Origin of the sequence: uncultured Mucilaginibacter sp. (assembly GCF_903893715.1) — a bacterium.
Lineage (GTDB): Bacteria > Bacteroidota > Bacteroidia > Sphingobacteriales > Sphingobacteriaceae > Mucilaginibacter.
In genome coordinates, this window is sequence record NZ_CAITNG010000094.1 from 64,099 (window position 1) to 76,564 (window position 12,466).

Consider the following 12,466-nt stretch of genomic DNA (forward strand, 5'->3'; position numbering starts at 1 on the left):
TGCCGGGTGAGCCGGTATTAAGGATATAAATACCTTTTCCATGGAATAAGTTGGCCATATCGGTTTGGAAAGTAACGATTTTTAATCTCACCGGTATTTCTGTATATTTAGCCATTAACGCACCTCATAAAAATGAAAAAAATCGTACTCACCCTGTTTTGCGGACTCACCATGTCTGCAATATATGCCCAAACCACCTCCAAAGCCGAAGTAGCCAAACGCGCCGACGCCATCGAAAAAAAGATCATCGCCTGGCGCGAGGATTTCCATGAGCACCCCGAACTGGGCAACCACGAGTTCCGCTCGGCGGATATTATCGCCAGGCACCTGCGTTCCTTAGGTATCGAAGTAAAAACCGGCGTAGCAACAACAGGCGTAGTAGGTTTATTGGTGGGAGGGAAGCCTGGCCCGGTGGTGGCCCTGCGTGCCGATATGGATGCCTTGCCCGTTATCGAGCGTACCCCCGTGCCTTTCGCGTCGAAAGTTACCACCACCTATATGGGCAATACCGTTGGCGTGATGCATGCCTGCGGGCACGATTCGCACATGGCCATCCTGATGGGCGTTGCCGAGGTGTTGGCCTCGATGAAAGCCGATATTCATGGCACCGTTAAATTCATCTTCCAGCCAGCCGAAGAAGGTCTGCCTCCCGGCGAAAAAGGCGGCGCCGAAGAAATGGTGAAAGAAGGCGTAATGGAAAACCCCAAGGTGGATGCTGTTTTTGGCCTGCACATACAATCGTACCAGCCCGTGGGCACCATCACCTACCGTGCCGGCGGCGATATGGCCTCAGTTAACGATATGCAGATCATCGTAAAAGGCCGCTCATCGCACGGGGCCTACCCATGGTCCAGCGTGGACCCGATCGTTACCTCCGCCGAAATTGTAAGCGCCCTGCAAACCGTAGTGAGCCGCAACCTGCACATTACCGATAACCCTGCCGTGGTAACCGTTGGCGCCATCAACGGCGGCAACCGCTCCAATATCATCCCCGAACAGGTAACCATGCTCGGCACTATCCGCACCTTTAGCGATGGCGACGAAAAAATGATCATCGACAGGGTAAAAACCATCGCTACCAAAATAGCGGAAGCCAACGGCGCCACGGCCGAAGTGAAGATACCTTACAGCAGTCATTACCCCGTAACCTATAACGACCCTGCCCTGGTAGCCAAAATGCTGCCCACGCTACAAGCCACAGCCAGTGCCGATAACATCATTATGCGCCACGCCGAAACCGGCGCCGAAGATTTTAGCTTTTACGAGCAAAAAGCGCCGGGTATATTTATCCACCTCGGCGGCCTGCCCAAAGGCGGCGACCCGCTAACAGCACCCGCCCACCATACCCCCGATTTTTTTATCGATGAAAGCGGGTTTACATTGGGCGTGAAAGCGCTTTGCAATTTGGCTTTGGATTATATGGCGATGCAGACTAAGAAATAATGTGCAAATGATTTGAATTACAAACATTTAGACGACAATGAAAAAGTAAGATAGGCAAGTTTGCCCGGTAGGGGCATATTTAAAAGTTCATTATGAGATATTTAACATTAGTTATCGTTTCATTTTTTGCAGCATGTAATTCGCCAAAGAAAGGCTCGAAAATTGAATATATAGATCCAAACAGTATTACTATAAATGGTGTATTGAAGTTTCATGAGAGCTATAGTAATGTCGCAGCTAATTTAGGAGTTGTTGATAGCATGGCATATTCTGTTCTTCCACAATATCAGGTTATCAAATCAAATAATTGTTATTTCAAAAATTTGGCTTTTATAAAGCGAGGCGACTCTCTTTATTTCAATAATGCTTTATTTAGGAACACAAAGATCAATTATTTGCAAAGTCCTAAAATGAGATTTGACGGTTCGACGAAGATCGACGACGTTGAAAAAATGTTTGATACAGAAGAATCAACACGCGGAACTGATATGGATATCAGAACAACTTTGTTTATTAAAATCGAACATACCGATACAGACAAACCCAATGACGGGCACTGGATGCTTGACTTTGATACCAATACAGGTAGGTTATATCGAATGACAATCCTTGGCGCTCAAAAAGATTAGCTGAATCCCCCTTGCCCCACCTCCTCTTCATCTGTAGCAAAAACCAATGGCGCAGCCCTACGGCTGTGTTGTTGTAAATAATGTTTGTTATTAGTAAATTTGAATATGAGTACGGCAGAAATTAAATTGGAAATACAACAGGTACTTGATAGGGTACCGGAAGATGCCTTAGTTTATATTTTAAATCAAGTAAAAGAGATTGAAGCGAATACAGCAGATAGGTCTAAGCTGGAAAAAAATATAGACAAGATCTTTTCGGAAAACAAAGGCTTATTGGAAAGATTGGCCCAATGATCAGCTTGGCAAATGCCCTAAGAGTTCATGAGAGGTCTATAGAACAATTTGGAGGAGGTATGGGCATTCGCGACATTGGGGCCTTGCAAGCGGCCATTGCCCGCCCCTATGCAACTTTCGGAGATATCGATCTTTATCCGACAGCCATTGAAAAAGCCGCTTCCATACTCGAAAGTATTTTGATCAATCATCCGTTTATTGATGGTAACAAGCGTACTGGTTATGTATTAATGGAGTTGATGATAATTGAAGAGGACAAGATGATTTTTGCTACGGAGGATGAAAAATATGCACTGGTAATTTCGGCCAGCACAGGTGAGTTTCGTTTCGACGAGATCAAACAGTGGTTGACTACTCACATAAAATAGCCCTTGCCCAACATCCTCTTCATCTGTAGTAAAAACCAATGGCGCAGCCCAACGGCAGAGTTGTTGTTTAAAAACCACCCAAACCATACCGCCCGCTCTGCCGGCACCGGCGACAAGGCCCGCGTTAAGGTCAACGAAAAACTGCTGGCCTGGGCCGATGTCATCTTTGTGATGGAACGCAAACACCGGGATATGTTAAAGCAACGTTTCACATCGACTATTGCCGGAAAAGAAATGGTGGTACTGGATATTGAAGACCACTATCAATTTAACGACCCGGAACTTGTGGTCATTTTGCAGGTGGCTTTAGCCAAATATCTCTGAAATTTCTGGTAAAATATCCTCTACCCGGCCTGCTCACTCGCGGCTAAACGGCTGGTGCTGCGGTACACAAACTCGTTGTAAATATGCCTGCGGGCAAACCTACCCGGCGAATCGGCATTTACCAGTTTAACATAAACGGCTTTGGGCACATCAAAGTACTCGTAGGTATTGCCATCGGTAAACTGTATGGTAAGGGTTTGCTGCTTAAATTCAAAATCCAAAATAGCAGCGGTAGTAGTAGTAGTGATATAGTCGGGCAACGAAGCCGCAATGGTTTCAGGCGCTATGCTTACCAAAAAGTGGTAGGCCTCAATAATGTACTTGCTTTTGTGTTCGGCATCTAATTTCAGCTCATGGTCGTCGTTAAACTTATCGGGGTGCCAGGTTTTCATGAGGCTGCGGTATACGCTTTTTAATTCTTGCAATGGGGCAGTTTCGGTTACGCCCAAAAACTTACGGTAGTCAACAATTTTCTTCATTGGCGCAAAAATGCCTGTAATTTTTGGATTTACAGGCATTTATATTTTTTTTAACAATATGATAACTTTCAATCCGGCTTACTTTTCCAGCAGGGTTTTCAAGTTGTCCAAACTGGTCTGCATATCCTTGCCCAGCATTTTATCCAAATTGAACAGAACGTGCATCACCTTCATCGGGTATTTTTTATGACCGCTAAAGCTCCATTTTACAGCCGTTTCGGTGGGGTTGATGGCTTCTGTTTTAAAGGTAGCGTACGATGTGCCGTTCCAGGGTTTCAAAAAGCGGATCTCATTGTCTATCTGTTCACCATCAATCAATTTAATAATTTCCTGCTCGCCATGGCCCACCTGTTTATTTTCGCTTTGCCAGGCGTAAACAAAGCCAACGGTGCCATCGGTGCCTTTAAACTGTTTGGTCATGGCCGGGTCGGTCATCACCCACTTGTTATAGTAATCCTGGTTTTTGATGGTTTTTAAATAGTCGTAAACCTGTTGGTTAGGCTGGTGAACGATCACTTCTTTTGCTATCGTAAAATCAGCGGGGATAAATATCGCCATTACAAACGGGATGGCGATAATGGCGAGTATGATGTAGAGGACAGTCATAACCTTGGTTTTTAGGGGTTTTCAAAAATTATCAATAAAGGTATATATCTGTTTTTTGATTTTACAAGGTCAGCTAAAATTTTTGATCGGGTAAATCCCTGTCAAACTTCTGTTATATTTTTTCGTTGCATTAGGCAATAACATCTTTAAAGCATTTATTTACGTAATTACAGCAAAATTATGTACTTTTATAAGCCGTCCGGCTATATATAAACTTAAGGCTGTTGTTGTTTTTATTTTGGGTTTTACACTGTTGTGCTGATCGATAGATTATTGTTTATGAAGCTTTTTTTGTTTGTACTGCTTATTTCCTTTTTTCCTTTGTTCGGCTTTTCGCAGTCTGAGAGCCTCGACGAATTAAAAGCCGAACTCAATAAAAAAGCAGATTACGATAAAGACAAAGAGAATAAGATACTTCACTTAAAAGCAGCACTCGCGGGCACTTCCGATATCAACAAGCAATTTAACTTATCCGTTAAACTGTATGACGAGTATAAATCATACCAGTTCGATTCGGCTTATGTGTTCGCCGTAAAACTGCAGGACCAAAGCAGGCTGTTGAACGACAGGCCAAAAGCGTACTTCAGTAAAATAAAAATGGCCTTTATCCTGCTTTCATCGGGCATGTTTAAAGAGACCTTTGAAAGTTTAAAAGGTATAGATGTACGTGAACTGGATGCCAATACCAAACTCGAATACTACTCATTGCTTACACGCGCTTATTACGATGTGGCCAGTTACGATAATGATAAATACTACGCCCCCTATTACAATAAACTCGCCAACCAGTACATCGATTCGGCCATAGCCCTAAGCCCCGCCGACTCTTACGACAAAATATACCTTACCGGCTTTAAAAAGCTCAACAACGGTAAAAAAGACGAAGCCGCTGTCGATTTCCTCGACCTGCTTAACCATCACCAGCTCACCACGCACCAGTATGCTATCGTTGCTTCAACGCTCAGTAATATTTATACCAACAGTGCCAAACGTATCGATCTGTTGGCCAAAGCTGCCATCAGCGATATCAAATCCTCCACCAAAGAAACCGTGGCTTTGTTATGGCTTTCACAACTGTTGTATAAAGAAGGCGATAACGAAAACGTGTACCTGTTTTTGCAGGAAGCCCTAAAAGATGCAGAGTTTTACGGCGCACGTCAGCGTAAAATACAGATAAACACCCTGTTGCCCATTGTGGCGTCCGAAAAGGTAAATTATATAGAGCGCGAGAATACCCGTTTCCAAATATTCCTGGCAGCCATATTGGTGTTAACCGGTTTAGTTGTTTGGTTTGCCATCGCGCTATCCAAACAGCTTAAAAACTTAAAGGCTAAGGAAGTCATCATTGATGAAAAGAATGTGCAACTGGAGCGTATCAACGAAAAGTTGTTGGAAGGCACCAAGATTAAAGAGGAGTACATCGGCTATTTCTTTAACGTGATATCAGGTTATATCCTGCAACTCGAAAAACTCAAGCGCTCTATCGATACCAAACTGTCCATCAAAAAGTATGATGATATCCACCTCATCATCGATAAGATAAACATCAAAGAAGACAGGGATAAGCTGTTTTACACCTTCGATCACGTGTTTATCAAAATATTCCCCAACTTTATCGACGAGTTCAATTCCCTGTTTAACAAGGAAGATCAGATATGGCCCAAAGAGCATGAAGTGCTCACAACCGACCTCCGCATTTTCGCACTCATACGCATGGGCGTAAGCGATACCGAAACCATCGCCAAGATCCTCGAGTACTCCGAAAAAACAATTTACGTATACAAAATGCGTATCAAAGCCAAAGCCCTCATCCCCGGCGATCAGTTCGACCACCGTATTATGGAAATCAAGGCCGTCGATCTGCAAAGCAAATCATCGTAACAACTTCTTGTTTTTGTAACCATTGGTTACAAAAGGCCTTTATTTATGATCCTAAACACTTTTTTATTTAAAAAAGCGCTAAAAAGCATTATATTTTTTTGCACTACTAACTTAGCAAGTAATTGAAAATCAAATAGTTGATTTTTAAAAACACGATATTTTTTTAAATTCTTTTTAAAGAAATAGGGTATGGTAAATATCCTGCTTTACTTTGTATTGTCGCAAGAATGTGACACTTGTAAAAACCAATTAGTACCGATTCGTAATCTCTTTTTAATGTAACAGCTTTTTGTTGATGCGCAGTTTTTGTGCAACAATAAATTGTGGCACATCATTTTTTAGGGATAAATTTTTAGGATACACACGCTAAACCAATTTATGAACATATGAAGACATTTTACCCAACGTAAACTTCGCGCAAGGTAACTACTCGTTACAACCGCCTCCTTAATTGTTTAACAACTTAATAAGCTTTCTTAAAAATCTTAACATACCAATTATAACATAATGAAAGTTTTTTATTCCCAAATCTTAAATTATATGAGAAATAATTATTTAAAAAAATTCATGCTGTTATGTTCATTGTTCATTATATCAACAATGGCATTTGCACAAACAGGCAGCATCAGCGGTAAAGTGGTCGACGAGACCAACCAACCCCTCCCTTCGGCCACTGTACAGATACAGGGCACACAAAAGGTTACAAATACCGACATTAACGGTAACTACAAACTCACAGGCCTTGTAAACGGCAAAGTAACGCTCGAAATTCGTTTCGTAGGTTACCAAACTTTAACTCAGGTTGTAAACGTGGCCGGAAGCACTGTTGTAAATGTTGGCCTTAAACTCGCTTCATCCGCTTTGAACGAAGTTGTGGTGATTGGTTACGGTACAACAAACAAAAAGGACCTTACCGGTTCTGTAGCAACAGTAACATCAAAGGATTTTAACACCGGCGCAGTAACTTCTCCCGAGCAATTGATTCAGGGTAAGGTTGCCGGTGTTTCTATCACATCAAACAGCGGTGCGCCTGGTTCGGGTAGTACCATCCGTATCCGCGGTGGTGCTTCTATCAACGGTAGCAACGCACCATTGATTATCATCGATGGTGTGCCTTTGAGCCCTGATGGTATCGGTGGTGTTGCAAGCCCTCTGGATATGATTAACCCGAATGATGTAGAATCTTTCTCGATATTGAAAGACGCGTCAGCTGCTGCCATTTATGGTAACAGGGCTTCAAACGGCGTAATCATTATCACTACTAAAAAAGGTCAGGCGGGTAAACCTGTCGTTAACTTTACCACCCAGCTTTCGGTATCAAACTTGCCAAAAGAAGCTCCGGTATTGAGTGCTGATCAGTTCCGCGCTTACGTTAATGCAAACGATACTACCAAAGCAGGCAAATACAAAGCCCTGATGGGAACGGCCAGTACCGATTGGCAAAACGAAATTTACCAAACATCTGTAAGCACCGATAATAACATCAGTGTGTCGGGTACAGCCGGTAAATTACCTTATCGCGTTTCTTTAGGTTATACCGATCAAAATGGTATTTTAAAAACAACATCGTTACAACGTTACTCGGGTGGTGTAAACTTAAACCCAAGTTTATTTACCGATCACCTGAAAATCAACTTTAGCTTTAAAGGTTCACAGGTTCAACAAAGGTTTGCGAACGAAGGTGGAGTTATCGGCTCTGCTGTCGATTTTAACCCTACCGTTCCCGTTACTTCAGCAGCGTCAACTTATGCGCCGTACGGTGGTTACTGGCAATGGACCGACCCTGCAAATACTCCAAGCGGCCTTAAAGCACTTGCGCCTTTAAACCCGGTTGGTATTTTAAATCAAACCAACAATACCAGTACAGTATACAGGGCTATTACCAGCCTTGCATTGGATTACAGGGTTCACTTTTTCCCCGACCTGCATGTTAATGTGAACATGGCATACGATGCTTCTAAAGATTCGGGTGGTACTACCATACCATCAAACGCCGCTACCAATATTGACGTTTTGCAAAATGGTCAATACTACAGCGGTAGCTACAGCCCTTATAACGGTAATCAGCAAAACAAACTTTTTGAAGGCTTTTTAAGCTACAGTAAAGATATAAGAAGTATCAAGAGTCATTTTGATGCCGTAGCCGGTTATTCTTATCAGGATTTTGTGAATACAGCCTCAAACGGATTGTTCTCTTCGGGCGGGTTGTATTATAGTTCACAGTTCTCTAACGGTACAGTAAACACCGCTTCAGCAAACAATTACAACAACTACGAGTACCTTTCCAATGAATATCTCCTTGCGTCAGTTTACGGAAGGTTCAATTATAATTTCGATCAGCGTTATTATTTAACAGCGTCTATTCGTAGCGATAACTCAACCAAGTTTGCACCGGGCACACGAACCGGCACATTCCCTTCAGCAGCGTTAGCATGGAAGATTAACAATGAAAGCTTTTTGAAAGATAACAAAGTGTTGTCGAACTTGAAACTACGTCTCGAATACGGTGTTACAGGCAACCAGGACGGTATCGGCGATTATGACTATTTATCGCAATACAGCTTGAGTAACAGTAATGCCCAATACGCGTTTGGTAATACCTATTACAACTTGTATCGTCCGGGTGCTTACTACCCTGGCCGTACCTGGGAAACAACAAACGCCGCTAACGCAGGTTTGGATTTTGGTTTCCTGAATAATCGCATCACAGGTACAGTTGATTATTACTATAACAAAACCAAAAACTTGTTGGTAACCATTCAACAACCGGCTGGTACTAACTTTAGCAATACCATTGTCGGCAACGTTGGTAACATGGAAAACGACGGTGTGGAAGTTAGTCTTACCGGTAACATCATCGATACCAAAAAAATCGGCTGGACTGCCAACTTCAATGTAACCTTCGCCCATAACCAAATCACTAATTTAACCGCCATTCCTACCTCGAGCTTCCCGGGCATCGCTGTAGGCGGCATTTCTGGTGGTACAGGTAACAATATCCAAATCGACCAACCAGGTTACGCCCGTAACACCTTCTATGTTTACCAACAGGTATATGGTGCAAACGGTTTACCAATTGATGGTGCTTTTGTTGATAGAAAATCAGATGGTATTACAAACAACCAGGATTTGTACCAGGATCATGATCCCGCTCCGAAAGAATTTTTCGGATTCAGCTCTGATTTCAGGTACCAAAAATGGAACGTAGGTTTTGTGGCCCGTGCCAGCTTAGGCAACTACGTGTATAACAACGTAGCTTCAAGCACAGGTATTCAACGTAATATACTTAACCCCATTGGTACCATTAACAACGGCTCAACCGATGTGTTGGCAAGTGGTTTAACCGGTAACGGAAGTAACGATTTGTTGTCGGATTATTATATCCAAAACGCTTCCTTCTTAAGGATGGACAACGTCCACCTGGGATACAACTTTGGCAGCTTGTTTAATGGTAAAGCTAATTTGGCTATTACAGCAAACGTTCAAAACGTATTCATCATCACAAAATATACAGGTGTAGATCCTGAAGTATCGAGCGGTATAGATAATAATTTTTACCCACGACCAAGGACTTACTCTATAGGCTTAAACCTGAACTTAAAGTAATTAGGAATTGATTATTACAGAAAGGAATAATATGAAAAGAAATTCAATTAAAACATTAGTAATTACAGCGATATTAAGCACCGGTTTAATGTCTTGCGAGAAGAATACCATTCTTGCACCAAATTACGAAGTTACATCGCAACAGGTGTATAGTACACCTTTGGGATACACAGAAGCAATGGCCAAAGTTTACGGTGCCTTTGCGTTAACCGGTAATCAGGGCCCTGCGGGTAGCGGCGATATCGCCGGTATTGACGAAGGTACCTCCGACTTTTTCAGGTTATACTGGTACGCGCAAGAATTGCCTACCGACGAAGCCGTAATAGCATGGGGCGACCCGGGCGTGCCTGATTTGCACCAAATGAACTGGTCATCATCAAACGTTATCCTAACGGGTTTGTACGAACGTTGCTTATACCAAATCACCTTGGCTAACGATTTCATCCGCCAGTCGAGCGATGCTAATCTATCGGCCCGTGGTATTTCAGGGGCTGATGCGACCAAAATTCGATACTATCAGGCTGAAGCCCGTTTTTTACGCGCTTATCAGTACTCAGTGTTAATGGACCTGTTTGCTCAACCGCCTTTTATAACCGATGCTAACGCTGTTGGTTCTATTATCCCTCCGCAAACAACCCGCGCTGCATTGTTCAGCTATGTTGAAAGCGAATTGAAAGCGATAGACCCCTTAATGGTAGCACCTCAACAAAACCAATATGGCCGCGCCGATCAGGCCGCAGTTTGGGCATTGTTGGCACGTATTTACTTAAATGCACAGGTTTATACCGGCACAGCACGCTATACCGATGCCATTACCTATGCATCCAAAGTAATTGGCGCTGGTTATACGCTGATTCCTAAATATGATAACCTGTTTTTGGCCGACAATAACTTAAATACAAGCGAGAATATCTTTTCTATTGAGTACGATGGTAACAACATACAAGGTTATGGCGGTACAACGTTTATGACACACGCGCCTGTTGGCGGTTCAATGCCTTCATCTTCCTTCGGTATATCCGGTGGTTGGGCAGGTGTCCGTACAACAAGTAGTTTGGTAAACCTTTTCCCGGCCAATACCAACACTACTTTCCCTGAAAACGGCAACCCTGATTATCGTGCTGAGTTTTACACCGTTGGCCAAAACCTTACCATTAACGATGTGACCAGCTTTACCGATGGATACGCCGTAAACAAATGGAGGAACGTAACCAGTACCGGCGCCCAGGGCCAAAGCAACAGCTTTTCGGATGTTGACGAACCTTTGTTCCGTTTACCCGAAATGTACCTGATTTATGCTGAAGCCGTATTACGTGGTGGCTCAGGTGGCACAGCCGCTCAGGCATTAATCTATATCAATAACATCAGGACACGCGCTTATAATGGCAGCTTGGCAGGCAACATTACAGCAGGCCAATTAACAACCCAATTTATTTTAGATGAGCGTGCACGCGAATTGTATTGGGAAGGCTTCCGTCGTACCGATTTGATACGTTACGGATTGTTTACCAGCAGCAGTTATCTGTGGCCATTTAAAGGTGGCGTAAAAGCCGGCGCAGGTGTGCCCGATTTCCGCAACCTGTTCCCAATACCTGATGCAGATCGGTCGGTTAACCCGAATCTGGCTCAAAACCCGGGATACTAAAAAAATAAATAGCAGCAGGGGGTTCTGCCCCTCGCTGTTACATTATAAAAACAGCTTTTATAAAACTTAAAAAAAATTATAATGAAAAACTTGATCACTAAAATGCTAACGTTCGGCGGCCTTTCGCTGCTGGCGCTCGCGTCATGTAAAAAGGATGGGGTTTTAACAACCGCCAACCTGACCAGTAGTTCGGCAAGCACACTTACTGTTTCGGCACCAACCGCTACCCTAAGCCCTTCCAAACTAACCGACCCGACAATTGTCGAAACTTTCTCCTTTACCGCACCATCTTTTGGTTATGCGGCCGCGGTGGTTAACATCCTCCAATTGGACGCACCCGGCGATAACTGGGCTCACCCTTATTCGGTTACCATGAGTACCAATGTGCTTAGCCAAGGCTATAACACCAGCGATTTTAACACCATTTTATTAAAAATGGGCTTAAAAGGTGGTACAGCCGCAACTATTAACGCCCGTATCCAAAGCACTATTGGTGTTAACACATCAGTATATTCGGCTGTAGTGCCAATTACTGTTACGCCGTTCAACTTAAAATCGTGGTTATACGTTGCCGGCGCTTACGAAGGCTGGGCTAACCCAGGTCCGCAGGAAGATAGCTTATACTCAGCTACAAGCAATGGTATTTATATAGGTATTATCAATTTTACGGCCGGTAACAACCAGTTTTTGGTTTTGCCAGCTAAAAACTGGAACAATAAATACGCGACAAACGACCCTACAGGTTCAACAAGCTCAACGGTTACCTACAATGCTAACAACAACTTTTACGCGCCAAGCACTGCAGGCCAGTATTTGGTAACCCTGAACCTAAACCTGAATACCATATCCTTCCAGGCCGTAAATTATTACAGCTTGATTGGTAGCGCGCCTCCGGGCACTGCATGGTCTACAGACAGCGACATGAAATACCTCAACGATGGTACGAGCACATGGGTTGCTACCGTACCGATGATAGTTGGCCAGTTCAAGGTTCGTCAAAATCATGATTGGACTTATAGCTGGGGCGATATTTCTCCCGCTGATGGGGTAGATGCGACTGACAATAATGGTGGTAACATCAACATCACAACAGCCAAAACTTATACTATAGGCTTTACTATCCCTATAACTGCTGTAGGTGTTACGCCGTCGGTTACAGCTACCTACTCAATACACTAAATACTATTGACT

Annotated in this window: 11 protein-coding genes; 9 read left to right on the top strand and 2 right to left on the bottom strand. The window is 43.3% G+C overall.

The genetic code is table 11. From position 1 onward, the window contains the following. The first annotated feature begins 132 nt into the window (after positions 1–132). The 5 genes from QZX97_RS10780 to QZX97_RS10800 all read left to right on the top strand — a co-directional run bounded on the left by QZX97_RS10780 (position 133) and on the right by QZX97_RS10800 (position 3,058). Positions 133–1,443: an amidohydrolase gene (locus QZX97_RS10780; RefSeq protein WP_295649837.1), complete on the top strand. Its 1,311-nt coding sequence runs from the start codon at positions 133–135 to the stop codon at positions 1,441–1,443. A gap of 92 nt (positions 1,444–1,535) precedes the next feature. Then, positions 1,536–2,072 carry a hypothetical protein gene (locus QZX97_RS10785; RefSeq protein ID WP_295649834.1) on the top strand — a complete coding sequence of 179 codons (537 nt, stop codon included), beginning with the start codon at positions 1,536–1,538 and terminating at the stop codon, positions 2,070–2,072. A gap of 105 nt (positions 2,073–2,177) precedes the next feature. Beyond that, positions 2,178–2,366, top strand: a complete 189-nt coding sequence (locus QZX97_RS10790; protein WP_295649831.1) for a hypothetical protein — start codon at positions 2,178–2,180, stop codon at positions 2,364–2,366. Next, positions 2,363–2,734: a type II toxin-antitoxin system death-on-curing family toxin gene (locus QZX97_RS10795; RefSeq protein ID WP_295649829.1), complete on the top strand. Its 372-nt coding sequence runs from the start codon at positions 2,363–2,365 to the stop codon at positions 2,732–2,734. The genes QZX97_RS10790 and QZX97_RS10795 overlap by 4 nt, the downstream gene beginning before the upstream one ends. A gap of 3 nt (positions 2,735–2,737) precedes the next feature. After that, positions 2,738–3,058 (top strand): protein tyrosine phosphatase, encoded by a 321-nt coding sequence (locus tag QZX97_RS10800; protein ID WP_295649827.1) that lies wholly within the window; start codon positions 2,738–2,740, stop codon positions 3,056–3,058. A 20-nt stretch (positions 3,059–3,078) separates the two neighbouring features. Here the strand turns inward: QZX97_RS10800 and QZX97_RS10805 are convergent, their stop codons facing one another. Continuing rightward, positions 3,079–3,537 carry a KTSC domain-containing protein gene (locus QZX97_RS10805; RefSeq protein ID WP_295649824.1) on the bottom strand — a complete coding sequence of 153 codons (459 nt, stop codon included), beginning with the start codon at positions 3,535–3,537 and terminating at the stop codon, positions 3,079–3,081. A gap of 78 nt (positions 3,538–3,615) precedes the next feature. Further along, positions 3,616–4,143, bottom strand: coding sequence for an SRPBCC family protein (locus QZX97_RS10810; protein ID WP_295649821.1), 528 nt, complete (start codon positions 4,141–4,143; stop codon positions 3,616–3,618). A 279-nt stretch (positions 4,144–4,422) separates the two neighbouring features. Between QZX97_RS10810 and QZX97_RS10815 the strand changes: the two genes are divergently transcribed. The 4 genes from QZX97_RS10815 to QZX97_RS10830 all read left to right on the top strand — a co-directional run bounded on the left by QZX97_RS10815 (position 4,423) and on the right by QZX97_RS10830 (position 12,454). Next, positions 4,423–6,024, top strand: coding sequence for a DUF6377 domain-containing protein (locus QZX97_RS10815; protein ID WP_295649819.1), 1,602 nt, complete (start codon positions 4,423–4,425; stop codon positions 6,022–6,024). Positions 6,025–6,624: 600 nt separating this feature from the next. Next, a complete protein-coding gene (locus tag QZX97_RS10820; RefSeq protein ID WP_295649817.1) occupies positions 6,625–9,630 on the top strand; it encodes a TonB-dependent receptor in 3,006 nt (1,001 codons plus the stop codon). Between the two features lie 31 nt (positions 9,631–9,661). Then, positions 9,662–11,275, top strand: coding sequence for a RagB/SusD family nutrient uptake outer membrane protein (locus QZX97_RS10825; protein WP_295649815.1), 1,614 nt, complete (start codon positions 9,662–9,664; stop codon positions 11,273–11,275). 81 nt (positions 11,276–11,356) lie between these two features. Next, the gene (locus QZX97_RS10830) at positions 11,357–12,454 is read left to right on the top strand and encodes a SusE domain-containing protein (protein ID WP_295649813.1); all 1,098 of its coding nucleotides are present in this window, start codon (positions 11,357–11,359) and stop codon (positions 12,452–12,454) included. The last annotated feature ends 12 nt before the right edge of the window (positions 12,455–12,466 follow it).